The sequence below is a fragment of the Mesorhizobium sp. M0698 genome (assembly GCF_040320455.1).
GTDB lineage: Bacteria > Pseudomonadota > Alphaproteobacteria > Rhizobiales > Rhizobiaceae > Mesorhizobium.
On record NZ_JAMYPQ010000004.1, the window covers coordinates 213569 to 239753 of the forward strand.

Consider the following 26185-nt stretch of genomic DNA (forward strand, 5'->3'; position numbering starts at 1 on the left):
GGGCGCCGATGCCTCTCAATTCACCCGGCTGATGCAGAAATCGATGACGTCGATCAGCGCCGATTTCTGCGGCGTCGCCTCGAGCGGCGCCAGCGCGTCGCGGGCGATCTCGCCGAAATGGCGGGCGCGCCCGATGGTGTCGGCAATCGCGCCGTGGCGGAGCATCAGGCCGATGGCCTTCTCCAGCCCGGCATCGTCGGCGGCATTGTCCTCGATGGCGCGTTTCCAGAAGCTGCGCTCGGCCTTGGTGCCGCGCCGATAGGCGAGGATCACCGGCAGCGTGACCTTGCCCTCGCGGAAATCGTCGCCGACATTCTTGCCGAGGTCCTTGCTGGTGCCGCCGTAATCCAGCGCGTCATCGATCAGCTGGAAGGCAAGGCCGAGATTCATGCCGTAGGAGCGGAGTGCTGCGCGATCATTGCGCGTCGCCTGAGCGATGACGGGGCCGACCTCGGCGGCGGCCGAAAACAGCGCCGCGGTCTTGGCCTTGATCACCGCGAAATGCTCATCCTCGGTGGTCTCGAGGTTTTTTGCGGCAGCGAGCTGCATCACCTCGCCTTCGGCGATGACCGAGGCCGCGCTCGACAGGATATCGAGCGCTTCAAGCGAGCCGACATCGACCATCATGCGAAAGGCTTGGCCGAGCAGGAAATCACCGACCAGAACACTGGCCTGGTTGCCCCAGATCATACGCGCCGTCTTCTTGCCGCGCCGCATGCCGCTTTCGTCGACGACGTCGTCGTGGAGAAGTGTCGCGGTATGCATGAATTCGACCGATGTGGCGAGCTTGACATGGCCGTCGCCGGAATAGCCGAACATCTGGGCCGCGGCGAGCGTCAGCATCGGCCGCAGCCGTTTGCCGCCCGACGAGATCAGATGGTTGGCTATCTCCGGAATCATCTCGACATCGGAGCCGGCCTTCGACAGGATCAATTTGTTGACGCGCCCCATGTCGGCCGCGGTCAGGTCGATGAGGTCCTTTATCGAGGCGGCTTCGCGCTTCCCGTTTTCAATGTTGAGAACGACACCCACGGCAAAACTCCCAACCTCGATATGCACGACGGCAACATGGTCCCTGGACAGACTCTAGGGTGTCACCCACCGGCGCGGCAAGAGGCGAATTGGCGCGCCGGCTCTGGTACATGATCACGCCTACGTTTACATCAACGCCGCAAACTGCGAGTTTCATCCGATGATAGAGCTCATCCGCACCAACGACGCCGTCATCATTTCGTTTGTCGAATCGCTGATGCGCGATGCCGGCATCGGCTGTTTCGTCGCCGACCAGAATATGAGCGTCCTCGACGGCTCGATCGGCATCCTGCCCCGCCGTGTCATGGTGGACGCCGACAAGGCCGATGCGGCGCGGCGCATCCTGACGGATGCCGGCATCGCCAACGAGATCCGCCAAAAATAATGTCCGCGTCGCCCGCTGCCCTTGTCCCGGACATGCCGGCTCATACGGTCGACGCCTTTCATCGCGGTCGCTTCTGGCTGGTGCAGCCGAGAAAGGCGGGCCACCGCGCCGGCATGGATGCGATGATGCTGGCGGCTGCCGTGCCGTCCTCGTTCGCCGGGCGGCTTGCTGATTTTGGCGCGGGTGCCGGTGCCGCCGGCCTGGCGGTCCTGTCGCGCTGCCCCGGTGCCGCGGCCGTGCTCGTCGAGCGTTCCCCGGAAATGGCGGCCTTCGCCACCACCACGCTTGCCCATCCCGGCAATGCGCATCTCAGCGACCGCGCCTCGGTGCTTGTCGCCGATGTCGCGCTGTCGGGCCGGGCGCGAGCGGCCGCCGGCCTCGAGGACAACAGCTTCGATTTCGTCGTCATGAACCCGCCGTTCAATGCCGCCGAGGATCGCGCGACGCCCGATCCGCTGAGAAAGGCCGCGCATGTCTCGGAGGATGGATTGTTCGACAGCTGGGTCCGCAGCGCGGCCGCGGTGGTCAGGCCGGGCGGCGGGCTGGCCGTCATCGCCAGGCCGGAACAGCTCGGCGCCATCCTCGATGCCATTGCCGGCCGCTTCGGCGACGCCGAGATGCTGGCCGTCCACCCTCGCCCCGAGGCGGCAGCGATCCGCATCGTCGTCCGGGCAATTCTCGGCGCACGCGGCAAACTGTCGATCCGGCCGCCGCTGATGCTGCATGCCTATTCAGGCAATGGCCCCTCGGAACGGGCGGAGCTGATCAATAACGGGCTGGCGTCGCTGTTCGGAGACTGATCCATTTTGATTGCCGGGGTGACGGCATTGCCGTTGGCCGGCGAATTCCTACATGCCTCAAGCATATCGACCGGAGACAGCCCCCTCGTGAAACGCCTTTTCAACCGCCTGCTGCCGAAGTCCTGGCGCTCCACCGTCGTCACCATTCCGGTCATCCGGCTGCACGGCACGATCATGCCCGGCGGCGGCCAGTTCCGGCCGAGCTTGTCGCTCGCTTCCACCGCCGGCCTTCTCGAAAAGCTGTTTTCCTTCGACGCGCCGGCGGTCGCCATCTCGATCAATTCGCCAGGTGGCTCGCCGGTGCAGTCGCGGCTGATCTTCAGGCGCATCCGCGACCTGGCGAGCGAGAAGAACAAGAAAGTCCTGGTTTTCGTCGAGGACGTGGCGGCATCGGGTGGCTACATGATCGCGGTCGCCGGCGACGAGATCTTTGCCGACCCGTCCTCCATCGTCGGCTCGATCGGCGTGGTGTCGGCCTCGTTCGGCTTTCCGGAGCTGTTGAAGAAGATCGGTGTCGAGCGCCGCGTCCACACCGCCGGCCAGAACAAGGCGGTGCTCGACCCGTTCAAGCCGGAAAAGAAGGAAGACGTCGAGCGCCTGAAGGCGCTGCAGCTCGAGGTCCACGAGACCTTCATCGACCTCGTCAAGGACAGGCGCGGCAGCAAGCTCAAGGACGATCCCGACCTGTTCACTGGCCTGTTCTGGACGGCCAAAAAAGGGCTAGAGCTCGGGCTGGTCGATGCGCTCGGCGACATGCGCAGCGTGCTGAAGAGCCGTTTCGGGCCGAAAACCCAGCTCAAGCTGATCACCGCGCCGCGCGGCCTGTTCGGCCGCTTCGGCCTGTTCGGCTCGAGCTTTTCGGCGCCCGATATCGCCGCCGCCGCGGCAAGCGGCGTCATCGATGCGGCGGAAGAGCGCGCGCTGTGGGCGCGCTTCGGGCTTTGAAAAGCTGGTGAAAGCGTCTAGCATAAATCATCAACCGACCCGACCGGCCGCCTTGCCGGCCTTGCGAGGGAGGAGTTTGACATGCCGCAGATCATTTTCTTCGCCGTCGTCGGCATTGCCGCCTATTTCGGCTACCGCTCCTTCGTCAGGGAAGCCGAGCGTGTGACCGCCAAGGTGCGGCGTACCGAAAAGCAGGCCGCCAACGGTACAATGGGAACATTGGTCAAGGACCCGAAGACCGGCGAATACCGTCTGGCCAAGGATTGACCGTCGTCCCCCTCGCGGCCGAGCCAGTGAACGCCGAGGCCAGCATCCGGGCGTCGCATGCGCACGCCAAGATAAATCTCGCGCTGCACGTCACCGGCCAGCGCGCCGACGGTTATCACACGATCGAAAGCCTGGCTGTGTTCACGCGCTTCGGCGATCGCATCGAGACGGAACTTGCCGACAGCGATGGGTTTTCCGTGTCTGGCAAATACGCCTCCGCGGTGCCGGTCGACGACAATAATCTGGTGGTGAGAGCGCGCGATGCACTGCGGCGCGAGGCCGGTCCCCAGCACGCACCGGCTGTCGCCATCAGGCTCGAAAAGAACCTGCCGGTCGCGTCCGGTGTCGGCGGCGGGTCGAGCGATGCGGCGGCTGTGCTGCGCGCCCTGGTCCAGACCTGGGGACTTGATGTCGGCGATGCCGAACTGGCGCGGATCGGCCTGTCGCTCGGCGCCGACGTGCCGATGTGCCTCGCTGCCAAGCCGCTGATAGCCCGCGGCGTCGGCGACGAGCTGACGCTCGTGCCGGGTTTCCCGGCGCTGGGTCTGGTGCTCGTCAATCCCGGCACTGCCGTCTCGACGGCCGACGTGTTCGAGGCGCTTGGCCGCCGCGACAATGCGGGGCTGCCGCCGCTGCCGCACAGCCTCGACTTCCACAGCATCCGCAACTGGCTGGAGATCACCCGCAACGATCTCGAGCCTGCGGCGCGTGCAATCCAGCCCGCCATCGGCAAGGCGCTTTCCGTGCTGAACAAGGCCGGAGCCGGTTTTGCCAGGATGTCCGGCTCCGGCGCCACCTGCTTCGGGCTGTTCGAGACCGGCAATGTGGCCAAGCGCGCGGCCGTCGATATCCGCGGCCGCCATCCCGACTGGTTTGTCGCCGCGACGCGAAGCGTGACATCGGAGGTTGATGCCCATGGCCAGGATTGACGAGAGCCGCCCCTTCGTTCCCGTGCACATCGCAGTACTGACCGTTTCCGATACGCGCAGCCTCGCCGACGACAAATCCGGGCAGACGCTGGCCGACCGCATTGCCGAGGCCGGCCATGTCCTGGCCGCCCGCGACATCGTCACCGACGACCGCGACAAGATCCGCGACAAGGTCCTGGGTTGGTCAAGGGACGAAGCGATCGATGTCGTCATCACCACCGGCGGCACCGGCTTCACCGGCCGCGACGTGACGCCGGAAGCGCTGGAGCCGATCTTCGAAAAGCGCATGGACGGCTTTTCCGAAGTGTTCCACCGCATCTCCTACGACAAGATCGGCACTTCGACGATCCAGAGCCGAGCAACCGGCGGCGTCGTCAACGCCACCTTCGTTTTCGTGCTGCCGGGCTCGCCCGGCGCCTGCAAGGACGCCTGGGACGGCATCTTGAAGCCGCAGCTCGACTATCGGCACATGCCCTGCAACTTCGTCGAGATCATGCCGCGGCTGGACGAGCATTTGCGGCGCGGCTGAGACGAACCGAGGTATCAGCCAAGCGACCTCGGTTTAGCGAATGACCGGCTCGCCGTGAAAACGCCGGCGCGACGGCGGCGACACGCCGAAGCCAACCTCCATCATCAGCCGCGGCGTGCGCGTCGGCACGGTGCCCATATGGAAGCCGAACGGATCCTCGACAAAGCCGAGGCCGGCCGGCCCGGTCAGCGTGACCGGGCTCTGCTCGCCGTAGACGCCCAGCACCTCTTCCGCCGAATGGCCGACCAGCAGCGTCAGCTGATGCTTCAGGATGCGGCGGTTATGGGAGCCGCGGACATAGACATGCGGCCCAGTGTCGGCGTCGACCGGCACCAGGTAGAAAAAGAACTTCAGCATGCGCCAGTCGTCGAGGTCGAAATGGTATTTGCCGAGCGAGGCCATGTTCTTGTCGGCGTCCGAGACGCCACCGGTCGGAAAGCTCCACCAGACACGGGTGGTGATCAGCTTGGCCTGACTGCCGAGATAGTGCGCCGCGATGTCGAGAAGCAGCGGATCGCGCTGCACGGCGACCGCCGCGCTGCAGTCGAGGACCCGCTCGAAATAATGGCCGCTGAGCAGCGGACGGCCGAAATGCTTTTCGGCATCGGCGTGTTTTTCGGGCAGGAATTCCAGCCGGCGGTCGAAATTGCCGAAGCATGGCGTGCGCTCGGCGAAGCGGGCGATCTCCTCATGGATGGCGGCCGGCAGCATCAGGCCCGAATAGAGCCCCTCCGTCCGCAGCGCGCCGACGACGGCATCGCGGTCGACGCCGGCGAACATCGTTTCACCGACGTTGCGCGCCGGCCGAACAGGCTTTGCACCGCGCCAGTGCAGCCGCCGCGCCGGCATGGTGCGGGCCAGCATGAACATCGGCAGCCATGCCGGATTCTCGCGAAGGTCGGAAAGATAGGTCGGGATGCGGGCGGCGATGCGGCGCAGCGTGCCGCCGTTGCGCGCGATCGCCTCGAGGCTTGCAGCGCCGGACTTGTCAGGGCTTGAAAGGGTCATCGGGGTCCTCAAAATGTCGAGGGAACAGCATCGACGTTAGTCGTCGCCGCTCCGGCACACCCCAAACCCTATTCGCCCATATCGCTGGGAATGGTAACCCCCGGCCAGATTTTGTGCAATGCACAATAAACCACGACCCGCCAGAAAATTTGTTTGGGCGGGGTTCCCTGAACCGGCACGGTAAGCCGTCACTTCCGCGGCGCGACCCAGATCTCGGCGTGGAGCCTCCTGGTCGCCAGGCCGCGGGCGATCGCTTCGGCGCTGCGGGCATTCTTCGACAGCGCGGCGGCCTGACGCTTGCTGATCACCAGGCCTTCGGCGAGAGCGCGATTTCCGGCAAAGACGCGCGACAGGAACGGCGCGCGGCTGCCGCGTGCCCGCGAGAACCGCGCCGCCATGGTTTGACTGGCGGTATGGGCGACGACCTCGTCGATCCAGCCCTCTCCCAGCCGCGCGCCCGGTTCCAGCAAAAGCAGCCAGTCGCCCTTGGCCTGCCTGATGCCGGCGGCGATGCCGCCGCTGACATAGTGGCACCCGGCATGTTCGGCGACGCGGTGCGTCTGATCGGTCGAGCCGGTATCGCAGACGAGAACGTCGCGCACCACGCCTTCGACCGCGCCGCCGATCAGCGAGGCGAGCGTGCGGGCAAGGCCCTCCTCGTCATTCAGGGTTTCGATCAGGACGCTGAGCATGTTTAGCCGAATAGCGGAAAGCGGTGGGCAGCGCCAGTTTTTGCGGCGCGCCGCGAGAAAGTTCTTGCTTTGTTCTCGTCAATGCGATAGGAATACATTCATGAGCAGAGCGATTCGACAGCGGGCGGACAGTCCCTGGGAAAGGGCCAAAATGGAACAGATCGTGCGTGCCGATATTGCAGCCTTCGGCGCTGGCAGGGCCGAGATGGCGAATGCGATGATCGAGCAGAGCGGCATGCGCGTCCGTCCCGACCGCAATCGCGGCAGGTCGGCGGGCATCAATCCGTCCGGCCGTTTCGAGCCGGTCAGCCGGCATGTGTTCGATGACGGCTGGAATTCGCTGGAGGAGCTGCCGCCCTTCAAGACCGAGGTACAGGTCGAGAAGCCGCGCACCATCATCACCCGCAACGAATCGCCCGATATCTCCTTCGACCGCTCGATCAATCCCTATCGCGGCTGCGAACATGGCTGCGTCTATTGTTTCGCGCGGCCGACGCACAGCTTCATGGGGCTGTCGCCGGGGCTGGATTTCGAATCGAAGCTGTTTGCCAAGCCGGATGCGGCCCGGCTGCTCGACAAGGAATTGTCCAGGGACAATTACCAGCCGCGCACCATCGCCATCGGCACCAACACCGATCCCTATCAGCCGATCGAGAAGCAATACCGGATCATGCGCGAGATCCTCGAAGTGCTGGAGGCGCGCGGGCACCCGGTCGGCATCGTCACCAAATCGGCGCTGGTGACGCGTGACATCGACATTCTGTCGCGCATGGCCGAACGCGGGCTGGCCAAGGTGGCATTGTCGGTGACGACGCTCGACCGCATGCTGGCGCGCACCATGGAGCCACGCGCGTCGACGCCGACCAAGCGGCTGGAGGCGATCAGGCAGCTTTCGGACGCCGGCATTCCGGCCTCGGTGATGGTCGCGCCGATCATCCCCGGACTGACCGACCCGGAAATGGAGCGCATCCTCGATTCGGCGCAGGCAGCGGGCGCGCGTGAAGCCGGCTATGTGCTGCTGCGCCTGCCGCTGGAGGTCGCGCCAATCTTCAAGGACTGGCTGCTGCGCCACTATCCCGACCGCTATCGCCACGTCATGTCGCTGATCCGTTCGATGCGCGACGGCAAGGACTACGATTCGGAATGGGGCAAGCGCATGAAAGGCTCCGGCCCGTATGCCTGGCAGATCGGCCGGCGCTTCGAGATCGCCGCCAAACGGCTCGGCCTCAATGCCGAGCGGCGCTCGCTCAGGACCGACCAGTTCGTCCCCGCTGCCAAGGCAACCGAGCAGCTGATGCTGCTGTGACAAAGCGTCTCGCGCCAGCCGCTTGAAGTGGCCGCAGCAGGCGAAAAATCCCGTCCGGCCTGTCCTGTCCCCGGGCTTGCAGACGGTAGCCCCCTCCTGGTCCGGTGCCCCGCCCGACCCGGAGGGGACTTGCGGAGAATCGGAGCCGATGCGAACCTCGCCGCACCATGGCTCGCCCGCGTTCCGATTCTCCGCTTCTCTTCGAAATCGTCGAGAAACCCGACTTCTCGTTCGAGACGAGGGCGATGGCCGAAGGCCTTTGGCCGGTGGCGGGGATGGACGAGGCCGGCCGCGGCCCGCTCGCCGGGCCGGTGGTGGCGGCAGCGGTGGTGCTCGATCCCGCCAACATCCCCGATGGCCTCAATGATTCCAAGCGGCTGACGCATTTGCAGCGTGAGGCGCTGTTCCTGAAAATCCTCGGCTCCGCGCTCGCCGTAACGATGGCGTCGGTCAGCGCCGAAGGCATCGATGCCAGCAACATCCTCAAGGCCAGCCTGGAGGCGATGCGCCGTGCAGTGGCCGGCCTGTCAATCCGGCCGAAGCTGGCACTGGCCGACGGCCGCGACGTGCCGCCCGGCCTGCCCTGCGAGGGCAAAGCACTGATCAAGGGCGACCAGCGCTCGCAGTCGATCGCCGCAGCCTCGATCGTCGCCAAGGTGATGCGCGACCGCATGATGTGCGGCTGCGGCAGCCATCATGCGCATTACGGCTTCGAGTTGCATATGGGCTACGCCACTGTGCGCCATCGCACGGCGATCGATCTGCATGGACCAGTGGCGCGGCTGCACCGCGCCTCCTTCGCGCCGTTCCGGTTCGGCGGCACCGAGGTGCTGGAGGAAGAGGGTTTTTCGGGTTTGGATTGAGCGATTCGGTGTGATCTCCCCCCTCGAGGGGGAGATGTCGCCAAAGGCGACAGAGGGGGTCGGTACGTCCTGGCGCGACGCCATGCGGGACGAAAGAGAAGGGCTGGCGCCTCACGCGCGGCTACCCCCTCTGGCCTGCCGGCCATCTCCCCCTCGAGGGGGGAGATTACGCGCTTGGCCGCTTTCGCTAACAAAAAAGCCGCCAGGTTTCCCGGGCGGCTTTCGATGAATTTCTCGATGAAGTCGCTTAATTCAGCTTCGACTTCAAATCCTGCAGGGAGGCGTTGAACAGGTCGGCGCCGGCCTTGGCGTCGATCTTGCCGGCCAGCAGCGCGCGCGCGGCTTCGACCGCGATATCGACGGCGCTGGCGCGCACTTCGCCGATTGCCTCGCGCTCGGCCTGGCCGATCTTCTGCTCGGCCAAGGCGGTGCGCCGGGCGACATAGTCCTCGGTCTTCTTGTGCGCCTCGGCGGCAAGCATGTCGGCTTCACGCTTGGCGGCGGCAACGATGGCCGCGGCCTCCTGCTCGGCTTCCTTGCGCTTGCGCTGGTATTGGCCAAGCAGCTGCTGGGCTTCTTCGCGCAACCGGCGCGCTTCCTCGAGCTCGCTGCTGATCTTGTCGGCGCGGGCATCGAGCGCCTTGGCGATCATGCCCGGCACCTTGATGTAGATGGCAATGCCGAGGAAGATTACGAGGGCAACGGTTGCCCAAAGCGTCGCGAGAGATGTGGCGTCCATGATGCGCTCCTCACCCGGCCACGGATTTGACCGCGGCCGCGATTTCGGCCTTGCTGGCCTTGCCGCCGACAAGCGCCTCGACGATGGCTGAAGCGGTATCCTCGGCGATCGTGCCGACTTCCTTCATGGCATTGGCCTTGATGGAAGAAATACGCGCCTCGGCCTCGCCAAGCTTCTGGTCGAGGGCGGCTTCGATCGTCTTGCGGGCAGCTTCGGCTTCCGCCTTGGCCGCATCGTTGGCCTGCTGGCCGATCGCATTGGCCTTGCCCTTGGCTTCCGTCAATTCCTGCTCATAGGCGGCAACGGCGGCATCGGCCTCGCTTTTCAGCCGGGCAGCATGGTCGAGATCCTGCGTAATGCGGTCGTTGCGCACGTCGATGATGCCACCAACGCGCGGCATCACCACCCGTTTCAAGAAGAGATAAAACAGCCCGAAGGTGATTGCCAGCCATAGAAGCTGCGAGGGGTACGTCGCCGGATTGAATGGCGGGAACGTGCCGTGCGCCTCGGCAGGCACGCCGGTGCCAGCGCTGCCGCCTTCGACGGCGGGCGCGGTCTCTTGCGCAAAGGCAGATGTCACGAACATGGACTATCCCCGAAATTCAGGCCCGCCGCAGCATCGCGGCCGGCCTGTTCAATTCTTCAATGTTCAGCCGAACAGAGCGAGAAGCGCGATGAGAAGCGAGAAAATACCCAGCGCTTCGGTCACGGCGAAGCCGAAAATCAGGCGGCCGAACTGGCCGTCGGCGGCCGACGGGTTGCGCAGCGCGCCCGCCAGATAGCTGCCGAAAATGTTGCCGAGGCCAATGCCCGCGCCGCCCATGCCGAGGCATGCGATGCCGGCGCCGATGTACTTTGCTGCTTCTGCGTCCATTTGTTCAACTCCTTTGGATCTAAAATTCCGTTGCGATTCCATCCGGCGGCAATGCCGGAAATCCAATTAGTGCGAGGGATGCAATGCGTCGTTCAGATACATGCAGGTCAGCACGGCAAAGACGTAGGCCTGCAAGAGCGCTACGAGCAACTCCAGAGCCGTCAACGCCACGGCCATCGCCAGCGGCAGGATCGAACCTGCGATACCAAGCGTGCCGAGTGCGCTCAGGCTGACGACAAATCCCGAAAACACTTTCAGCGTGATGTGGCCGGCGAGCATGTTAGCGAACAGACGAACCGAGAGGCTGACCGGCCGCGAGACGAAGGAAATCACCTCGATCGGAACGACCAGCAACATCATGACGATCGGCACGCCTTTCGGTACGAACAGCTTCAGGAAGCCAAGGCCATGTTTCATGAAGCCGTAGACGATCACGGTTCCGATCACCAGCGCCGCAAGGCCGAAAGTGACGATGATGTGGCTGGTGACGGTGAAGAAATACGGGAACAGGCCAAGCAGGTTGGCGACAAGCACGAACATGAACAGCGAGAACACGAAGGGGAAGAACTTCATGCCTTGCGTGCCCGCGGCGTCCCTCAGCATATTGCCGACAAATTCATAGGCCATTTCCGAGACCGACTGAAGGCGGCCCGGGACGAGGCTGCGGCTCGACGTGCTGAGGTAGAGAAACGCCGATGCGACAGCAACCGTCGCAAGCATGAACAGAGCCGAATTGGTGAAAGACAGGTCGTAGCCGCCGATGTGAATCGGAATGATCGGATGGATCTGGAATTGGTGGATCGGATCGACCTTGTCAGCAGCCACTTTAAATCCCCATCAAAGCCGCAGACGGCTTCAGTATCCTGTTCAATGCGCCGGCATGCGGCGCCTCAATTCATTCTTTCGGATCGCGCGGCTTGTCGCCCGTTCCGAATTCCGACACAAGCCCGGCTGAACGCAGGACATTGAGCACGCCGGCGCCAAAACCCAGCAGCAGCCCGACTATCAGACCCCATGGCGATGTCCCCGCCACGCGATCGATAAACCAGCCGAGAGCCGCACCGACCACTATCCCGGCGATGAACTCGCTGGACAGCTTGAGCGCCTGGCCGTACCCGGCCGCACTGCCCGCTTTCGCGTCGTCTTTCCCCTCGAGCCGGTCCGGCCGCCTTGCCGCAAGCGATGCTTCAAGGTCGCGCCGGCGGCGCTCAAGATCCTCGTCGCGGATATCGGCTTCATGCTGCTTGCCGCGGCCGGTTTTTCCGGTTCCGTCTGGCCCATTCTTGTCGGCCACGCAACCCCCCTGCCCGGTCAGACCGTCACCGTCCGTCCGCTTCTTAAAGTCGCCGGCAACATAGTTAGAGGGTCCGCGCCCGTCAAGTCACGGGCGGACGTTCAAGCTCAAGTATTTTTTCGTTATAAATCAGTTACTTGCCTGGGTGCGACATCGTGCCCGACACAGTCTCTGGCGGGCCGTGGCCGAATCCCCGCGGCGATGGGTCTTCGATCGGCCGCTCTCGTGGGAAAGATGCAAGGGCTGCCCGAGCGCTCAGCTCCAGCCGCCGCCATAGGTGCGGTAGAAGATGTGCAGGCCGATCCTGGTCATTTTCTTCATCGTCCGCGCCCAGCCCGGATGGACGTAGTTGGCATAATAATGGGTCGACGAGCCGACTTCCGGAATGAAGATCTTGCCGGCTGTGACGGCCATGGCGACATCCTGTGCAGTCTGGTAGGCAGCGGGGTTGTCGATGCGCTTCTTCCTGCCGTCGCAGGCGAAGGAAAACTGGCAGCGGTTGAACCAATTGTCGTTCTGGTAGACGACGCCGCAGATCGAGTTCGGATAGGCGGGGTTGCGGACGCGGTTGAGGATGACCTGGGCAACGGCGGCCTGGCCGCGCACGGTCTCGCCGCGCGCCTCGAAATAGATGCCGTTGGCGAGACAGGCCTGCTCCGGTTTGGAAAAGACGCTCGCCGGCAGCGGCGTCTGCATCCAAAAATGATCGCCCTTGCTCAGCGGCGGAATGAACCGGCCATCGTTCGGGTCCTCGTCCTGCAGCAAGGCCTCGAAGGGCGACGCCTGTGCATAATCGGGAGCGGACGAGGCGTAGGCGGTCGCCAGCACGTCGGGATGATCGTTGTTGACCAGCGCGGCAAGCATCGCCGGCACGCCGGGATCCGGCTTCTTGTCGACGCGCGTGTGGAAGGCGGCGGCGATCTGGATTTCCTTGCCTTTGATCTCGGGCTTGGCGAAGGCCATCCTCAGGCCGCTGTCCATGCTTGGGCGGAGCAGCGAGGAGGTGCGCTCGAAGATAGAGCCGGCGTTGAAGTTCTTCGGCGGCGAGACGGGCGAGACCTGGATGATGCGGCCCTTCTTGTCGGCACGCGTGATGCGGTTCTCGTCCGGCGTCGTGCCGGCGATGCCGCCCTTGCCGCGAAAGGAGACGGCGCCGACGCCCGGCAACTGGACACCGGAGCCGGAGAGCGAGCCGGTGCTGCTGGAATCGAGGAAGGGCATTTCGGCGGCGTGAACGGAGCCTGCGACGGATTTCTCGACATAGGCGTTCCAGCGGACGCTCGGCGCCTCCAGGCCGGAGACCAGGCTGGTCATGTCCTGATAGGCAGCGACCGTCGGAAAGCCGATCCAGATGCCAAGGCCAATAATGAACGGAGACAGGAAGGAACGCTTTTTCTCACCGGCGGCGGCGACAAGCCGCGTCAAAATACGTCGATGCACGGAACTCTCCAGAAACGCAACGGACCCCACTGGAGAGCTACAATGATGCATTAACCTTGATGGGGCGTTAACAGCTTAGAACGTTGTTTTCCCATCTCGTGTCGAAGTCAGGCGCTTTTGCGGCCGTCGCTTGACGGAAGAAAGATCGGCCAGGCGATCAGCGCGCAAATAGCCGCACCCAGCCAGACGCCTGCCCACGAGCAGAGCACGAGAAGCCCGGGAATGGCGATCGGCACCAGGAAGAAGGCGATGAAGACCAGGCTGTTGGCAAGGCCGAGCGCCGTTCCGGCCTGGCTGGCGCCGGCCAGCGTCGCAAGCTCGGTGTAGGCAACGCCGTGCCAGGAGGAGACGCAGATACCGGCCACGACCAGCATCGCGACCATCGCCGGCGACAGCATCGGCGCTTGGCCTGACAAGAATTGGGCCGCCAACAAGACGAGCGCGGCAAGCACGGTGAAGGCGACCACGCTCAACAGGCTGCACAGACGCAGGAACGACCGGCGGTTGCCGTGACGGTCGGTGTAGCGGCCGCTCCAGACGCGCATGACCATGGCGCCGACCTGCACGGCAGCCAGGCTAGCGCTGACCACGGCTGTTCCCATGCCGGCGAAATCATGCAGAAACACGGAAGCAAAGGTGAGCACCGCCACCTGCGGAAAGCAAAGCAGGCCGATGGCTGTTGCGATGCGCCAGACGGCCGGGTTGCGCAGCGGCGCCGGGCCGGCCGACAATGCCATGCTGCCCGAATTGGCATCGTCATGCGCCGGCGGCTGATGCAGCCAGCGCCAGGCGAGCGAGGTCGAGACCGCGGATGCAGCCGCCAGAAGTCCGAAGACTGCCGTGAAGCCATGGGCTGAAGCGAGCGATGGCAGCACGAGCGCGCCAAGCCCGCCGCCAAGCGGCACCGCCGTCTGCCTGATGCTCATGGCAAAGCCGCGCTCGCCTTCGCCGAACCAGGCCATGATGGCGCGGCCGCTGGAGCCGTTGACGCTGCCGCCGAGCAATCCGGTGACCAGCAGGGCAGCGGCGAGAAGCGCGATGCCGGGAATATGGGCCGGTGACGGCACGACCAGCGCGGCCATGACAAGCAGCCATAGCGCGGTTGCGCCGAGCCCGGTCAGCAGCACGCGGCGGTCGCCCCAGCGATCGGTCAGCAGCCCCCACGGCAATTCGCTCAGCGCCACGCCCAGGCCGAGAAGGCCAAGCACCAGGCCGAGTTCGCCATTGGAGAGATGGTAGCCCGAGCGCAGGAACACCGCCGTCGCCGGAATGCCGGAGAAGGTCGCGGAAAAGCAGGCATTGGCGGCGACGCCGATGCCCAGCACCTTCCAGCGATGATTGGCTCGAAGTGCCGCCGCCTCTGACGGGGTGGTAACGGCGGCCGTGCGAAGCGGTTTGCATTCTGCTCGTGTGGCGACAGCGGACATGGTTCAGCTCCTGCATGGGTCGGCTGCATTCGGTCTTGACGCGCTCTCTCTACCGCCATAGCTTCGTACTGAATATCAGGAAGTTTTTGACATAATGTCCCGAATATCAGGATTATTGGCATGCGACGCGTGACATTCGATCTCGACGTCCTGCGCAGCTTCGTCACCGGCATGGAGCTGGGCAGCTTCGCCAAGGCCGCCGACCGGCTCGGCCGCTCGACCTCGGCAATCAGTGCGCAATTGAAGAAGCTGGAGGAGCAGGCGGCGACGCCGATCTTCCGCAAATCTGGGCGTGGCCTGGCGCTGACGGACGCGGGCGAGACCATGCTCGGCTACGCGCGGCGGCTGATCGAGCTCAATGACGAGGCCGCCTCCGCCATCCACGATGTCGAGCTGGAGGGTTGGGTGCGGCTTGGGCTACAGGAGGATTTCGGCGAGGCGGTGCTGCCGGAGGTGCTCGGGCGCTTCGCCCGCGCCCATCCCAAGGTCAAGATCGAGGCCAGGATCGCACGCAGCCATGAGCTTGCCGAACGGATCATTTCGGGCAGCCTCGATATCGCGCTTGCCTGGCACAATGGCGCGACGCTGCCCTGCAGCCGGCATGTCGCCGACGTCCAGATGCGCTGGATCGGCCCGGCAAAACAGATCGAGACCAGCCTGCGCGATGGCGAGGCGTTGCCGCTGGTGGCGCTCGAAGCGCCGTGCCTGCTGCGCAGTGTGGCGACCGAAACGCTCGACCGCGCCGGCCTGGCATGGCGGATGGCCTTCTCCAGCCCGAGCCTTGGCGGCATCTGGGCAGCCGTCGCCGCCGGGCTCGGACTGACGATCCGCACCGATATCGGCCTGCCGGCCACCGTCAGGGCGATGACGCCGGAGATCGCCGGGCTGCCCGCCTTGCCCAAGATGGCGCTGTTCCTGCATCGCAAGGAGGCCGAGCCCGACCCCGTGGCAGCGCGGCTTGGCGACATCCTGCTGCAGGCAGCGCTTGAAGCCTTGCCGCAGACGCAACCGGCGCCCGTTCTGCGCAACGTAGCGTAAAGGCAGAGGCTCAGTGGCGCTTCTTTGCCTTGCCGGCGAAAGGATTGTCCGAGGTGCGCAAGGCGATGCGGATCGGCACGCCGGGCATGTCGAAAGCCTCGCGCAGGCTGTTCGAGAGATAGCGGACGTAGGATTGCGGCATCGCATCCGGCCGTGAGCAGGAGACGACGAAGCCCGGCGGCCGCGTCTTGGCCTGCGTGACATATTTGATCTTCAGCCGACGCCCGGCGACAGCGGGCGGCGGATGATGCGCCAGGATGCCTTCCAGCCAGCGGTTGAGCTTGCCGGTCGACACACGGCTGTTCCAAACTCGATGCGTCCTGATGACAGCGTCCATCAGCTTGTCGAGGCCACGCCCGGTCTCGGCCGACACCGGCACCGCCTGCATGCCGCGCGCTTGCGGCAGCAGCCGCTCGGTTTTTTCGCGCAGCTCGGCCAGCAACTCCTGGGGATGATCGACAAGGTCCCATTTGTTGAAGGCGATCACCGGGGCACGGCCCTCGCGGATGATCAGGTCGGCGATCTGCAGATCCTGCTTCTCGAAGGGAATGGTGGCGTCGAGCACGATGATGACGATCTCGGCAAAGCGGATGGCGCGCAAGCCGTCCTGCACCGACATCACTTCGAGCTTTTCGTGGATCCTGGCCTTGCGGCGCATGCCGGCGGTGTCGAACAATTTTAAGCGGCGGCCATGCCAGTCCCAGTCGACCGAGATGGAATCGCGAGTGATGCCGGCCTCAGGACCGGTCAACAGCCGCTCTTCGCCGATCAGTGCGTTGATCAGCGTCGACTTGCCGGCGTTGGGGCGGCCGACGACGGCGATGCGCATCGGCTTGGTGTCGTCATAGCCCGGCTCGGCGTCCGGGTCGGTGATGTCCTCGCCGATCAGCACCTCGCTGGCGGCGACCTCATCCTCGCCGGCCTCTTCGTCCTCGCCGAAGACGCGCGCCTCGCCAAGTGCTGCGATCACCGCGTCGCGCAAATCGGGCAGGCCCTGGCCGTGTTCGGCCGAGACCGGGATCGGTTCGCCAAGGCCGAGCTCCCAGGCCTCCAGCATGCCGCCCTGGGCGCCGCGCGCCTCAGCCTTGTTGGCAACGACGACAACCGGCTTGCCGGACTTGCGCACGATCTCGGCGAACGTCTTGTCGTCGGGCATCAGCCCGGACTTGGCATCGATCGTAAAAAAGATCAGGTCGGCCTCGCGGATGGCGATCTCGGTCTGGGCGCGCATGCGGCCGGGCAGCGTCGAGGCAGCCGCATCCTCGAAGCCGGCGGTGTCGATGACGTCGAAATGCAGGTCGTAGAGCTTTGCGGCATGGACGCGGCGATCGCGAGTGACGCCGGGCGTATCATCGACAAGCGCCAGCTTCCTTCCCACCAGCCGATTGAAAAGGGTCGATTTGCCGACGTTAGGCCGGCCGATGATGGCGACTTTGAAGGTCATGGACTATCACGACACGCCGCCCGAGCCGCGGATCAGCTCGGACATCAAAGTCGCCCGCTCGCGCGTGTTGCGCGGGGCGCCGTCATCCGCGGCGATCTGGTCGAACAGCTTCAATGCATCGGCCGCCTTGCCTTCCTTCCAGGCGGCAAGGCCAAGCGCCTCGCGCGCCGTATGGCGCAGCGTGTTGGTGTCGGCGGTGAGCGCCTCGACGCGGCTGGAGACATCGGCGAAAGAGCCGTGGTCGACCAGAAGCAGCGCTGCCCTGAGACGAGCCATGTCGCGAATGCCGGAGGGGATCTTGGTGTCGGCGGCGACCTCGTCGAAATCCTTGACGGCGGCGTCGACGTCGCCCTTGTCCGCCTTGACGGTTGCCGCGCGCATGCGGGCGAGCAGCGGATAGGCGCCGTAGCCGTCCTTCTCCAACGCCTCCAGAGCGGCAAGCGCCTCGTCGTTCTTCCCGTCATTGGCAAGCTTGAGCGCCTGCGAAAAAGCATCGCCCGAGCGGTTGGCGCGAGTTTCGTCCCAATAGCGGTAGCCGACGACAGCGGCAGTGCCGAGCACCACCAGCACAGCCAGCACAAGCAAGGCGGGACCGAAACGATCCCACAGCGCATGCGCCTGGTCGCGACGAATCTCTTCGTTGACTTCGCGGATAAAACTGTCGTCCGACATGGATCAAAACCATTCATGCCCCGGCCGGGGCGGTTGATGAGCCCGCGTTTTAGCGAAATTTTGCCGGCATGGAAGGGGTTCGGCAGGAAAATCGCCTATTCACGAGGCAGTCGCGGCCAACGGCGGCCGTACAGGTCGATCCTACCCGTGCCATATTTCACCGGTAGGCGTCGCTTCTACATTCCTTGATCCGGTCAGATGCCTTTGCCCCGTTTGTCCCGCGTTATTGCGTTTTCCATTGCCGTGTTTGCTGCCGGCGCGGCTTGCGCCGACCCGCCGGCGGCGCCGGCAAAGCCGAAACAGGTCGTGATCATCTCATTCGACAGCGCCCGCGACATTTCGCAGTGGCAGCGCAGCCGGGCGCTGGCCGCGCGCACAGGTGCGCACTTCACCTATTTTGTCTCCTGCGTGTTCCTGCTGTCGCCCGAGACGCGCAAGGAATACACCGCACCCGGCAAGACAGCCGGCAAATCAAACATCGGCTTTGCCGCCTCCAAACAGGAAATCGCCGAGCGCCTCGAGCAGATCAACCTTGCGGCGTCGGAAGGCCACGACATCGGCAGCCATGGCTGTGGGCACTTCGACGGCAAGGACTGGAGCAAGGCCGACTGGCTGAGCGAGTTCGGCTCGTTCAAGCACATTCTCCAAAACGCCTATTTGATCAACGGCATCGCTCCCGAACCGAAGGGCTGGCGCGATTTCGCCCGCAAATCGGTGGTCGGCTTCCGCGCGCCTTATCTGTCGGCAAACAAGGCGCTCTACGAGGCGCTGCCCGCGGCCGGTTTCCTGCTCGACGCAAGCGGCGTCTCGCGTGGGCCGGTCGAGCCGCCAACCGTCAACGGCATCACGCGCTTTTCGCTGCCGCAGATCCCGGAAGGGCCGAACTCAAGGCGTGTGATCGCCATGGACTACAATCTCTATGTCAGGCATTCCGGCGGCTTCGAGCGGCCGAGCATGGCAGAAGAGTTTGCCGACCGGACCTATAAGGCCTTTCGCGCCGCCTTCGACGCGCAATACCAGGGCAAGCGCATTCCGCTTGAGCTCGGCTTCCATTTCACGCTGATGAACGACGGCGCCTACTGGAACGCGCTGGAACGCTTTGCCGGCGAGGTCTGCACCAGGTCCGATGTCGAGTGCATCAGTTTTCGCGACTACGTTTCGCGGCGAGGCGAAAGACAGGCAGCGGTGGGCGGCTGAGCCGCAAGTGATCGCCGCTGCCCCATCTCAGCTTGCCGGCTGATCCTCCGGACGCAAGCCGGCTTGCTCACGTTCGAGATAACGCTGGTCGATTTCCGGCAGCGGCTCGCCTTCGAGCGTGGCCTCGAAGGCGCGCAAGCGTTTGTAGATCGAGATCAGTTCCACGACCGTCGGCCAGGCATTGACCAGATACTGAAATGAAGATCGGACCTGCTCAAAGGAGTTGAGAATCTGGTTCAGAGCGCCGAGCTTGATCTTTCCCGCGACCATCGTAGGGACAAGAACAATATATGGAAATATATTGTCGATCTGTAGATAGAATATTCTAGCGACGTTAAAATATAAGTAGTGGAAGTATTTACGAAAATAGATGCTTCTTACACTTCTAAAAAGGTCAGCGACAGTTGGCGGTTGGGCGCGATCTGCATCGTCCTCACCATAGACCAATTCTTTGCGGTAGGCTGCCTCGACACGTTGGGTGCGGAATTCGAGACCCGGCAGTTTGATTCCTACCGCAGCTAAGAAAGTAGTTCCGAAGGCCGACCAAAGGATTGCTACAACGACCAGGGAGTAAGGCACCGTGCCGACAATCGGCAGTTCCGTGACGTTTTCAGAGAGATGCAGCAGCACGGGAAGGAACGCTATCAGTGTCATGATGGACCCGACTAAGCTTACGCCCAGATCCTCCATCGTGCTGGAGAAGCGCATCGTGTCTTCTTGAACACGCTGGGACGCACCTTCGATGCGCCTCAATCTTTCCCAGTTGGTCATGTAGTATTCGTTCATTGCGGTGCGCCAACGAAATATCCAATGACTTACAAAAAACCGGTTGAGGGCGCCAACGGTCACAGCCAGAAGCGCAATCCACATGATTGTCAGCAGTTGGATATAGAAGTCCCACGGCGTCGTAGAGTACGGTGTGCCTAAAGCCTTCTGAATAAGATCGTAGAAAGGGCCATACCAGTCATTGAAGGCGACATTTACCTGCACCTGGTAATAGATCACAAAGAGAATCAGTGAGGTGCCAAGGATCGACCAATTCCGCCATGGATGAGGTCGGTACCAGGCCCAAAAGCCGTAGAAGATGAGGACGACAGCCGCAAAATATATATAGAACCAGAGAAATGGCTTCGACCAAAAGAGCGACACGCCAATGATCTTGTCGACGCCGGCGGCCATCGGGGGCAGTCCAAACACTGCTCCAAGTTGCTCTCCTCCAAAAAACCAAAACAGAACGGCCGCGAGGCTCCAGACGGCGACCGAACTGAAGAACAGCTTCGGCTGCGGAAAAAACGATACGAACACTGTGGCGAAATCCTCGGTCGATGCGCAAATCAGCGGGTTCAGCGGGCATAAAGTCACACATTAGCGGGAAAGAAAATGCCCGTGCCCAACGCCCGGCGCCGAGCAAGACCATAATCATGGCGATTTTGGCGCAGCCGACCAGGCGATCGCACCCGAGGCGAGCAGGACGGCGGCGGCCACGATCGAGGCAAGGAAAAAGTTACCCGAGGCCTGCGCAAGCAGACCGGCGACGATCGGGCCAATGATCTGGCCGAGGCCGAAGGCGGCCGTCATCACCGCCAGCATCCGGCGTGGTGCTTGCGGGGCAAGCTGCCGTCCGGCCTGGAGGCCAAGCGCGGTTATGGCGATGAAGGTGCCGCCGACAAGAAGGCCGCCGAGCAGCGGCCCGGTGCGCCCGCCCATGACGACACTGGCGCTGACGCCGACCACCTCGACCAGGCACCCCAGGGCGTAGGTGGCATAGAGCCCGATTTTAGCCGTAAGCTTCTGCCACAGCCAGACCGATGGGAAACCGGCAAGTCCGGTGACCATCCAGACCACGGCCTCGAAGACGCGGCCGCCGCCGCCCTGGCGGACGATGGCGACCAGGAACGTTGCCGTGACGATGTAGCCGAAGCCGAACAGGCCGTAGGCGACGATGATCTTCACCAGCGACCGGTCTTTCGGCAGTGCCGGCTCGCTCTCGGTGGTGCTGTTCGCGGCCGAGGTGCCGCCGGCCAGCAAGGCGACGACGGCAAAGCCGCAGGCCGAAATCACCGCGGACCACAGCCAGCCCGCCGCCCAGCCGGCATGTTCGGTGACGAGGACTGCCAACAGCGCCGAGGACGCCGCGATGCCGAGGCCGACACCGCCGAAATACAGCGCCTGCAGGTCGTTTCGCCCGGCCGCGGCGAGATGACCGAAAACGATGCTGGTCATGAAGACCAGCACGAAGGCGCTGGCGAGGCCGGCAAGAAAGCGGATGAGGAGAAAGCCGGGCATGGTGCCGCTCAGGCCCATCAGGCCGGCGAGGATCGCGGTGGCGGCAAGGCCGGCCAGCATCAGCTGGCGCTCGCGGCCTTGCGCCCAGCCGCCGGTGGCGGCAAGCGCGCCGACGAGATAGCCGAGATAATTGGCCGATGCGATCCAGCCGGCATCAGCCGGCGACAGGCCGAGCTCTTCCATCATGCCAGGCAGGATCGGCGTATAGACGAAGCGGCCGATTCCCATGGCGACGGCCAGGGCAATCATGCCGGCGATTGCCAGGCGCAAGGGCGAAGCGGCTTTCATCGCGATGCACAATAGGTGCGCCTGCCGGTCAGACAATCCGCCTTTTGTTGGGCCAGAAGGGTTGCGCAGCCGCGTCGGCGGCCGGCTCACCTGAAGTGCCAGCAAGTCCTTGTTCAGCCGCAGCAGGTCCTTGGCGCCGTCTCGAAGCGGGTACGACACGCGGTCAGCCTGAATGGCATGTCGGCGAGTTCGCGCTCCGACATGGTGTCGAGCACCGGATGCGACAGCGGATCGGTCACCCAGCTGGTGGCCTGGCTGTCATCCCGGTGCGGCTGCGCCCCGATCGGGGAAAAGGCGCCAAGCCATGACAAAATCTTCATCGGATTTGCCTCCTCACTCTGAGTAGCCCACTTAGAATCCGCCGTTCCTTAGCGTCTGGCAATTGAGATTTCAGCCGCTCCAGTTTAGAAAAACTGTATGGCTACTCTGAACCGCGTCCATCTCAACGGCTTGCGCGCCGTGGAAACTGTTGCCCGCCTGGGCTCGCTCGCGGCGGCGGCCGGCGAGCTCAACGTCTCGGTCAGCGCCGTCAGCCAGCAGATCAACCGAACAGAAAAGCAGCTCGGCCGGGCGCTATTCGAACGAACGCCAGCTGGCCTGGTGGCGACGGAATTCGGCACCGTCTTTACCGCGCGGCTCAGCGCAGGCTTCCGCGAACTCGCACAGGCGGTGGCGCTTGCCGATGAAAGCTCGGAGTGCACGCTGGTGGTTTCGGTGGCGCCGGCTTTCGCCTCGAAATGGCTGCTGCCGCGGCTGTCGCGGCATTTCGCCCGGCATCCGAACGTGCTTCTGCGCATCGATGCCTCGGTGCGGCTTGCCGATCTCGATCGTTCGGACATCGACGTCGCCATTCGGCTCGGCGACGGCAAATGGCCGGGCGGGCGGGCCGAATTGCTGCTGGCGCAGGAGGTGTTTCCGGTCTGTGCACCGGTGATCGCCAGCAAGCTGAAATCGATCGAGGACCTTGCTTTGACCTGTGCGATCACGGACGAAAGATCGATGATCAGTTGGGAGAGCTGGTTCGAAGCGGCCGGAGTGGAGCCTGTCACCTTCATGAAGGGCGCGCGCTTCACCGATCCGATGCTGTGCCTGGAATCGGCGATTGCCGGCCACGGCGTCATGCTCGGCTGGCAGTTGCTGGCCGCCGACGCGCTGGCCGACGGCCGTCTCGTTGCGCCGTTCGGCATACGCGCCCAGAGCGGGCTCGGCTATTGGCTGGTGACCTCGGCCATCAAGAGCGAAAGCCGTAAGGTCAGGGATTTCAAGACCTGGATCCGCGAAGAGATCGAGGCGACGATGGCGCAGTTCAGGTCGCTCGAGAGCACGCGCTAAACCTGCCGGCACATCACAGTGGAAAGGTCGGCAGCGCCGGTCTATGTAAGAAACAGTCCCCAATCACGGCAGGCAGGATCATGACCACACATTCGCGCGGCGTTTCCGCAAGCATCGACCCGGTGAAGCTCGACAGGCTGGCGGAGGTCGCCGTCAAGGTCGGGCTGCAATTGCAGCCGGGGCAGGATCTGGTGCTGACCTCGTCTATTGCCGCGCTGCCTTTGACGCGGCGGATCGTCGAGCACGCCTACAAGGCAGGCGCGGGCCTGGTGACGCCGATCTTCAACGACGATGAGATCACTCTCGCGCGCTTCCGCTACGGCGCCGACGCCGGCTTCGACCGCGCCGCCGGCTGGCTCTATGAAGGCATGACAAAAGCCTTCGCCAACAATGCGGCGAGGCTTGCCGTGCGCGGCGAGGATCCGTCGCTGCTTTCGGCGCAGGACCCGGCAAAGGTGGCGCGTGCCAACAAGGCGAATTCGATGGCTTACCAGCCGGCGCTGGAGAAGATCACCGGCTTCGACATCAACTGGAACATCGTCGCTTATCCCGATGAGGCCTGGGCCAAGCAGGTATTTCCGGACGATGCCGAAGACGTCGCCGTGGCCAAGCTCGCCGACGCTATCTTTGCCGCCTCGCGCGTGGATGTCGAAGACCCGATCGGCAACTGGACGGCGCACAATGCGGCGTTGAAGAGCCGCACCGAATGGCTGAACGGCCACAATTTCCACGCACTGCATTTCACCGGCCCCGGCACCGACCTGACCGTCGGGCTGGCCGACGGCCACGAGTGGATGGGCGGCGCCTCGACCGCCAAGAACGGCATCACCTGCAACCCCAACATCCCGACCGAAGAGGTTTTCACCACGCCGCATGCAAGGCGCGTCGAAGGCCATGTCACCAGCACCAAGCCGCTGTCCTATCAGGGTACCCTGATCGACGGCATTGCGGTGCGTTTCGAGGCGGGCCGCATTGTCGAGGCCAAGGCCACGAAGGGCGAGGATGTGCTGCAAAAGGTGCTCGATACCGACGAAGGCTCGCGCCGTCTCGGCGAGGTGGCGCTGGTGCCGCATTCCTCGCCGATCGCCAAGAGCGGGCTGCTGTTTTTCAACACGCTGTTCGACGAGAACGCCGCCTGCCACATCGCGCTCGGCCAGTGCTATTCGAAGTGCTTCGTCGACGGCGCCTCGCTCAGCCAGGACGAGATCGCGGCGCGCGGCGGCAACAAGAGTTTCATCCACATCGACTGGATGATCGGCTCGGACAAGATCGACATAGACGGTGTCCATAAGGACGGCAGCCGCGTGCCGGTGATGCGCAAGGGCGAGTGGGTTTAGGCCCGGGATCTCTAAACGAAGGCCAGCAAGCAGCGGCGCCTGCTGGCCCATGCGGAGTTGGCAATGGAGCTCGCGGTCAAGCGCATCTATGAGCCGCCGGCGCCCGATGACGGGCAGCGGGTGCTCGTCGACCGCATATGGCCTCGCGGCGTCCGCAAAGAGGACGCGGCGCTGACGCTCTGGCTAAAGGACATCGCGCCAAGCAATGGGTTGCGCAAATGGTTCGGCCATGAGCCGGCGCGCTGGGCGGAGTTCCAGCGGCGATACCGCGATGAGCTCGACCGGAACGGCGAGGCGGTGGCGGAACTACGTGCCTTGCTCCGTGAAGGCAAGGTGACGCTGCTCTACGGCGCCCATGACGAGGCGCACAACAATGCGGTGGCACTGGCGAGCTATTTACGTGGGATCAATTAGCCACGCCGGCGGGACAGCGCCCCCCTCTGGCCTGCCGGCCATCTCCCCCTCAAGGGGGGAGATTGGCAGCTTCGCCGAAAGCGCCCTTCTTTGGAGACTAGCAAAAGCCGAAGTGACATCCAATCTCCCCACCAGAGGGGGAGATGTCCGGCAGGACAGAGGGGGGCGCGACGGATCGCGGCGGGTCGGTTCTACTTCCCACTCACCGCCTGCTGATAAACATCGGGCTTGAACCCGACGAGAACCCTGTCGCCAAGTTCCAGCACCGGACGCTTGATCATCGTCGGTTTGGCCAGCATCAGCGCCTTGGCCTTCTTCTCGTCCAGGCCCAGTCTGTCCTCGTCCGACAGTTCACGGAACGTTGTGCTCGCCTTGTTGAGCAGAATTTCCCAGCCGACCTTGCCTGACCAGCCGTTCAGCCGATCCGCGTCAAGGCCGTCTGCCCTGTAGTCGTGAAAGCGATAGGCAACATCGTGGCTCGCCAGCCAGGAACGCGCCTTCTTGACCGTATCGCAATTGGTGATGCCGTACATGGTGATCGTCAAAACGCGTCCTCGGACCAGTCGAATCTGACGGCACCCTAAAACCGCGCCTCTCACTTTTCCAGCGGCCTCGCCGGCCGTCTGCGATTTTCGCGCTTGCCAATAGTAAGGAATCTTCCTAACTATTTCCCGAGCTAATTTTCTCACGAAATAGCCGATGCAAGGAAACGACATGACGGGCCTGCAGACCGAAAGCCCCCCGCCCATTGACGGCATTTTCCGGGCGCTCGCCGATCCGACCCGGCGACGCGTGGTCGAGCGACTGAACCGAAGCCCCGCCTCGGTCAGCGAGCTTGCCCGGCCGTTCGAGATGGCCCTGCCATCCTTCATCGAGCACCTCAGGGTTCTGGAAGGCTGCGGGCTGGTGCATTCGGAAAAGGCCGGCCGCGTCAGGACCTACCGGCTCGCGCCGGAGCCGTTGAAGCTCGCGGAAAACTGGTTGGCCGAGCAGCGTGCGCTGTGGGAGCGCCGTCTCGACCAGTTCGACGACTACGTGCTGAAACTCAAGGAGACAGACAGATGAATATGGTCCCGTTGTTCCAACCCGATCCGAAGCTCGACCTCGTGCTCCAACGGACGATCGAGGCGCCGCGAGAACTGCTGTGGATGGCCCTGACGAGACCCGAGCATGTCAGCCAATGGTTCACGCCGAAGCCGTGGATCATCACCGATTGCGAGATCGACCTGCGGCCCGGCGGCCTGTTCCGCACCCGCATGCAGTCGCCCGACGGCAAGGAGGTCAACGATAGGCGTTGCTGCTACCTCGAGATCGTCCAGGACGAGCGGCTGGTGTGGACCGATGCGCTGCTGCCCGGCTACCGGCCGTCAGGCGACCCATTCATCACAGCCGTCATAGCGCTGCAATCGCATGGCGAGACGACGCGCTACACCGCCACCGCCATCCACCGCGACGAAGCCACGCGCAACAGCCACGAGGAGATGGGCTTCTACGACGGCTGGGGCACGGTGGCGGATCAGTTGGCCGGCTATCTCAAGACGATCTGAGGCGACCCTGCTTCGCACTCACATTGCGGCCACGCAATCGTTGTGGCCGTTCAGCCGAACGCCGGTGCCGAAGGCACCAACGCTCGGAACAAATTTCGAT

31 protein-coding genes are annotated in these 26185 nt (G+C 63.9%); 15 read left to right on the top strand and 16 right to left on the bottom strand.

All coding sequences use genetic code 11. The features are described 5' to 3' along the window. Positions 1-15: 15 nt before the first annotated feature. Positions 16-1032, bottom strand: coding sequence for a polyprenyl synthetase family protein (locus NKI16_RS11390; RefSeq protein ID WP_292663011.1), 1017 nt, complete (start codon positions 1030-1032; stop codon positions 16-18). A gap of 160 nt (positions 1033-1192) precedes the next feature. Here NKI16_RS11390 and NKI16_RS11395 point away from each other — a divergent pair, with 160 nt between their 5' ends. The 6 genes from NKI16_RS11395 (at position 1193) to moaB (ending at position 4887) form a co-directional block, all read left to right on the top strand. Continuing rightward, positions 1193-1417: a putative signal transducing protein gene (locus tag NKI16_RS11395; protein ID WP_023674082.1), complete on the top strand. Its 225-nt coding sequence runs from the start codon at positions 1193-1195 to the stop codon at positions 1415-1417. Continuing rightward, positions 1417-2217 (top strand): tRNA1(Val) (adenine(37)-N6)-methyltransferase, encoded by an 801-nt coding sequence (locus tag NKI16_RS11400; RefSeq protein ID WP_352571417.1) that lies wholly within the window; start codon positions 1417-1419, stop codon positions 2215-2217. The genes NKI16_RS11395 and NKI16_RS11400 overlap by 1 nt, the downstream gene beginning before the upstream one ends. 87 nt (positions 2218-2304) lie before the next feature. Next, on the top strand, positions 2305-3162 hold the full coding sequence (locus tag NKI16_RS11405; RefSeq protein ID WP_352456850.1) for a S49 family peptidase: 858 nt from the start codon (positions 2305-2307) through the stop codon (positions 3160-3162). 81 nt (positions 3163-3243) lie between these two features. Then, positions 3244-3429: a membrane protein gene (locus tag NKI16_RS11410; RefSeq protein WP_023674078.1), complete on the top strand. Its 186-nt coding sequence runs from the start codon at positions 3244-3246 to the stop codon at positions 3427-3429. A gap of 26 nt (positions 3430-3455) precedes the next feature. Then, complete coding sequence (locus NKI16_RS11415) at positions 3456-4358, top strand: 4-(cytidine 5'-diphospho)-2-C-methyl-D-erythritol kinase (RefSeq protein WP_352571430.1); 903 nt, start codon at positions 3456-3458, stop codon at positions 4356-4358. Beyond that, entirely contained in the window at positions 4345-4887 is a 543-nt protein-coding gene (gene moaB, locus NKI16_RS11420; RefSeq protein WP_352540121.1) for a molybdenum cofactor biosynthesis protein B, read from the top strand. The genes NKI16_RS11415 and moaB overlap by 14 nt, the downstream gene beginning before the upstream one ends. 33 nt (positions 4888-4920) lie before the next feature. Here moaB and NKI16_RS11425 read toward each other — a convergent pair whose 3' ends face one another. Both NKI16_RS11425 and NKI16_RS11430 read right to left on the bottom strand, forming a co-directional pair. Next, positions 4921-5895 (bottom strand): phytanoyl-CoA dioxygenase family protein, encoded by a 975-nt coding sequence (locus tag NKI16_RS11425; protein ID WP_352571418.1) that lies wholly within the window; start codon positions 5893-5895, stop codon positions 4921-4923. 188 nt (positions 5896-6083) lie between these two features. Further along, a complete protein-coding gene (locus NKI16_RS11430; RefSeq protein WP_352839565.1) occupies positions 6084-6587 on the bottom strand; it encodes a glycosyltransferase in 504 nt (167 codons plus the stop codon). Between the two features lie 151 nt (positions 6588-6738). On the opposite strand from NKI16_RS11430, the gene NKI16_RS11435 reads away from it, so the two are divergent. Together NKI16_RS11435 and rnhB are read left to right on the top strand one after the other, a co-directional pair. Next, positions 6739-7893: a PA0069 family radical SAM protein gene (locus NKI16_RS11435; RefSeq protein WP_254818651.1), complete on the top strand. Its 1155-nt coding sequence runs from the start codon at positions 6739-6741 to the stop codon at positions 7891-7893. Positions 7894-8060: 167 nt separating this feature from the next. Next, a complete protein-coding gene (gene rnhB, locus NKI16_RS11440; RefSeq protein ID WP_352839567.1) occupies positions 8061-8756 on the top strand; it encodes a ribonuclease HII in 696 nt (231 codons plus the stop codon). A 247-nt stretch (positions 8757-9003) separates the two neighbouring features. Here the strand turns inward: rnhB and NKI16_RS11445 are convergent, their stop codons facing one another. The 7 genes from NKI16_RS11445 to NKI16_RS11475 form a co-directional block, all read right to left on the bottom strand. Next, positions 9004-9495, bottom strand: a complete 492-nt coding sequence (locus tag NKI16_RS11445) for a F0F1 ATP synthase subunit B (protein WP_023674071.1) — start codon at positions 9493-9495, stop codon at positions 9004-9006. Positions 9496-9505: 10 nt separating this feature from the next. Continuing rightward, positions 9506-10081: a F0F1 ATP synthase subunit B gene (locus NKI16_RS11450; RefSeq protein WP_352839569.1), complete on the bottom strand. Its 576-nt coding sequence runs from the start codon at positions 10079-10081 to the stop codon at positions 9506-9508. A 63-nt stretch (positions 10082-10144) separates the two neighbouring features. Next, positions 10145-10369: a F0F1 ATP synthase subunit C gene (locus NKI16_RS11455; protein ID WP_006206606.1), complete on the bottom strand. Its 225-nt coding sequence runs from the start codon at positions 10367-10369 to the stop codon at positions 10145-10147. A 66-nt stretch (positions 10370-10435) separates the two neighbouring features. Further along, on the bottom strand, positions 10436-11194 hold the full coding sequence (locus NKI16_RS11460) for a F0F1 ATP synthase subunit A (protein ID WP_352635390.1): 759 nt from the start codon (positions 11192-11194) through the stop codon (positions 10436-10438). Between the two features lie 70 nt (positions 11195-11264). Then, positions 11265-11663 carry an AtpZ/AtpI family protein gene (locus NKI16_RS11465; protein WP_352635392.1) on the bottom strand — a complete coding sequence of 133 codons (399 nt, stop codon included), beginning with the start codon at positions 11661-11663 and terminating at the stop codon, positions 11265-11267. A 255-nt stretch (positions 11664-11918) separates the two neighbouring features. Then, a complete protein-coding gene (locus NKI16_RS11470; RefSeq protein ID WP_352635394.1) occupies positions 11919-13103 on the bottom strand; it encodes a cell wall hydrolase in 1185 nt (394 codons plus the stop codon). A 107-nt stretch (positions 13104-13210) separates the two neighbouring features. Further along, positions 13211-14530, bottom strand: coding sequence for an MFS transporter (locus tag NKI16_RS11475; RefSeq protein ID WP_352839571.1), 1320 nt, complete (start codon positions 14528-14530; stop codon positions 13211-13213). A 120-nt stretch (positions 14531-14650) separates the two neighbouring features. Here NKI16_RS11475 and NKI16_RS11480 point away from each other — a divergent pair, with 120 nt between their 5' ends. Continuing rightward, complete coding sequence (locus NKI16_RS11480; protein ID WP_352635398.1) at positions 14651-15568, top strand: LysR substrate-binding domain-containing protein; 918 nt, start codon at positions 14651-14653, stop codon at positions 15566-15568. Positions 15569-15578: 10 nt separating this feature from the next. On the opposite strand, the gene der is transcribed toward NKI16_RS11480, so the two are convergent. After that, positions 15579-17012, bottom strand: a complete 1434-nt coding sequence (der, locus tag NKI16_RS11485; protein ID WP_352839573.1) for a ribosome biogenesis GTPase Der — start codon at positions 17010-17012, stop codon at positions 15579-15581. Between the two features lie 6 nt (positions 17013-17018). Further along, entirely contained in the window at positions 17019-17684 is a 666-nt protein-coding gene (locus NKI16_RS11490; RefSeq protein WP_023674063.1) for a tetratricopeptide repeat protein, read from the bottom strand. A 204-nt stretch (positions 17685-17888) separates the two neighbouring features. Between NKI16_RS11490 and NKI16_RS11495 the strand changes: the two genes are divergently transcribed. Continuing rightward, positions 17889-18881, top strand: a complete 993-nt coding sequence (locus tag NKI16_RS11495) for a polysaccharide deacetylase family protein (RefSeq protein ID WP_352839760.1) — start codon at positions 17889-17891, stop codon at positions 18879-18881. A 27-nt stretch (positions 18882-18908) separates the two neighbouring features. Here NKI16_RS11495 and sbmA read toward each other — a convergent pair whose 3' ends face one another. The 3 genes from sbmA to NKI16_RS11510 all read right to left on the bottom strand — a co-directional run bounded on the left by sbmA (position 18909) and on the right by NKI16_RS11510 (position 21775). Next, positions 18909-20186 carry a peptide antibiotic transporter SbmA gene (gene sbmA, locus NKI16_RS11500; protein WP_031211034.1) on the bottom strand — a complete coding sequence of 426 codons (1278 nt, stop codon included), beginning with the start codon at positions 20184-20186 and terminating at the stop codon, positions 18909-18911. A 114-nt stretch (positions 20187-20300) separates the two neighbouring features. Continuing rightward, complete coding sequence (locus NKI16_RS11505) at positions 20301-21416, bottom strand: YbfB/YjiJ family MFS transporter (protein WP_352635431.1); 1116 nt, start codon at positions 21414-21416, stop codon at positions 20301-20303. 152 nt (positions 21417-21568) lie between these two features. Continuing rightward, positions 21569-21775, bottom strand: coding sequence for a hypothetical protein (locus NKI16_RS11510; protein ID WP_023674059.1), 207 nt, complete (start codon positions 21773-21775; stop codon positions 21569-21571). Between the two features lie 97 nt (positions 21776-21872). Between NKI16_RS11510 and NKI16_RS11515 the strand changes: the two genes are divergently transcribed. The 3 genes from NKI16_RS11515 (at position 21873) to NKI16_RS11525 (ending at position 24538) form a co-directional block, all read left to right on the top strand. Further along, the gene (locus tag NKI16_RS11515; RefSeq protein ID WP_352569433.1) at positions 21873-22787 is read left to right on the top strand and encodes a LysR substrate-binding domain-containing protein; all 915 of its coding nucleotides are present in this window, start codon (positions 21873-21875) and stop codon (positions 22785-22787) included. 80 nt (positions 22788-22867) lie between these two features. Next, the gene (locus NKI16_RS11520) at positions 22868-24124 is read left to right on the top strand and encodes an aminopeptidase (protein WP_352569432.1); all 1257 of its coding nucleotides are present in this window, start codon (positions 22868-22870) and stop codon (positions 24122-24124) included. A gap of 57 nt (positions 24125-24181) precedes the next feature. After that, positions 24182-24538 (top strand): DUF488 domain-containing protein, encoded by a 357-nt coding sequence (locus NKI16_RS11525; RefSeq protein WP_352569431.1) that lies wholly within the window; start codon positions 24182-24184, stop codon positions 24536-24538. 191 nt (positions 24539-24729) lie between these two features. On the opposite strand, the gene NKI16_RS11530 is transcribed toward NKI16_RS11525, so the two are convergent. Next, positions 24730-25083 carry an ArsC family reductase gene (locus tag NKI16_RS11530; protein WP_352569430.1) on the bottom strand — a complete coding sequence of 118 codons (354 nt, stop codon included), beginning with the start codon at positions 25081-25083 and terminating at the stop codon, positions 24730-24732. A 169-nt stretch (positions 25084-25252) separates the two neighbouring features. Between NKI16_RS11530 and NKI16_RS11535 the strand changes: the two genes are divergently transcribed. Continuing rightward, complete coding sequence (locus tag NKI16_RS11535; RefSeq protein ID WP_352569429.1) at positions 25253-25603, top strand: ArsR/SmtB family transcription factor; 351 nt, start codon at positions 25253-25255, stop codon at positions 25601-25603. Continuing rightward, complete coding sequence (locus NKI16_RS11540; protein ID WP_502896663.1) at positions 25600-26085, top strand: SRPBCC family protein; 486 nt, start codon at positions 25600-25602, stop codon at positions 26083-26085. Before NKI16_RS11535 ends, NKI16_RS11540 begins: the two co-directional genes overlap by 4 nt. Positions 26086-26185: the final 100 nt, after the last annotated feature.

Bases quoted from the DNA above. Each gene is read 5' to 3' on its own strand.
- NKI16_RS11445 (WP_023674071.1), bottom strand. From the start codon at position 9,495: ATGGACGCCACATCTCTCGCGACGCTTTGGGCAACCGTTGCCCTCGTA.
- NKI16_RS11505 (WP_352635431.1), bottom strand. From the start codon at position 21,416: ATGATTGCCCTGGCCGTCGCCATGGGAATCGGCCGCTTCGTCTATACG.
- rnhB (WP_352839567.1), top strand. From the start codon at position 8,061: ATGGCTCGCCCGCGTTCCGATTCTCCGCTTCTCTTCGAAATCGTCGAG.
- NKI16_RS11435 (WP_254818651.1), top strand. From the start codon at position 6,739: ATGGAACAGATCGTGCGTGCCGATATTGCAGCCTTCGGCGCTGGCAGG.
- moaB (WP_352540121.1), top strand. From the start codon at position 4,345: ATGGCCAGGATTGACGAGAGCCGCCCCTTCGTTCCCGTGCACATCGCA.
- NKI16_RS11455 (WP_006206606.1), bottom strand. From the start codon at position 10,369: ATGGACGCAGAAGCAGCAAAGTACATCGGCGCCGGCATCGCATGCCTC.
- der (WP_352839573.1), bottom strand. From the start codon at position 17,012: ATGACCTTCAAAGTCGCCATCATCGGCCGGCCTAACGTCGGCAAATCG.
- NKI16_RS11520 (WP_352569432.1), top strand. From the start codon at position 22,868: ATGACCACACATTCGCGCGGCGTTTCCGCAAGCATCGACCCGGTGAAG.
- NKI16_RS11410 (WP_023674078.1), top strand. From the start codon at position 3,244: ATGCCGCAGATCATTTTCTTCGCCGTCGTCGGCATTGCCGCCTATTTC.
- NKI16_RS11515 (WP_352569433.1), top strand. From the start codon at position 21,873: ATGGCTACTCTGAACCGCGTCCATCTCAACGGCTTGCGCGCCGTGGAA.
- NKI16_RS11490 (WP_023674063.1), bottom strand. From the start codon at position 17,684: ATGTCGGACGACAGTTTTATCCGCGAAGTCAACGAAGAGATTCGTCGC.
- NKI16_RS11450 (WP_352839569.1), bottom strand. From the start codon at position 10,081: ATGTTCGTGACATCTGCCTTTGCGCAAGAGACCGCGCCCGCCGTCGAA.
- NKI16_RS11540 (WP_502896663.1), top strand. From the start codon at position 25,600: ATGAATATGGTCCCGTTGTTCCAACCCGATCCGAAGCTCGACCTCGTG.
- NKI16_RS11425 (WP_352571418.1), bottom strand. From the start codon at position 5,895: ATGACCCTTTCAAGCCCTGACAAGTCCGGCGCTGCAAGCCTCGAGGCG.
- NKI16_RS11430 (WP_352839565.1), bottom strand. From the start codon at position 6,587: ATGCTCAGCGTCCTGATCGAAACCCTGAATGACGAGGAGGGCCTTGCC.
- NKI16_RS11400 (WP_352571417.1), top strand. From the start codon at position 1,417: ATGTCCGCGTCGCCCGCTGCCCTTGTCCCGGACATGCCGGCTCATACG.
- NKI16_RS11510 (WP_023674059.1), bottom strand. From the start codon at position 21,775: ATGAAGATTTTGTCATGGCTTGGCGCCTTTTCCCCGATCGGGGCGCAG.
- NKI16_RS11480 (WP_352635398.1), top strand. From the start codon at position 14,651: ATGCGACGCGTGACATTCGATCTCGACGTCCTGCGCAGCTTCGTCACC.
- NKI16_RS11395 (WP_023674082.1), top strand. From the start codon at position 1,193: ATGATAGAGCTCATCCGCACCAACGACGCCGTCATCATTTCGTTTGTC.
- NKI16_RS11535 (WP_352569429.1), top strand. From the start codon at position 25,253: ATGACGGGCCTGCAGACCGAAAGCCCCCCGCCCATTGACGGCATTTTC.
- NKI16_RS11475 (WP_352839571.1), bottom strand. From the start codon at position 14,530: ATGTCCGCTGTCGCCACACGAGCAGAATGCAAACCGCTTCGCACGGCC.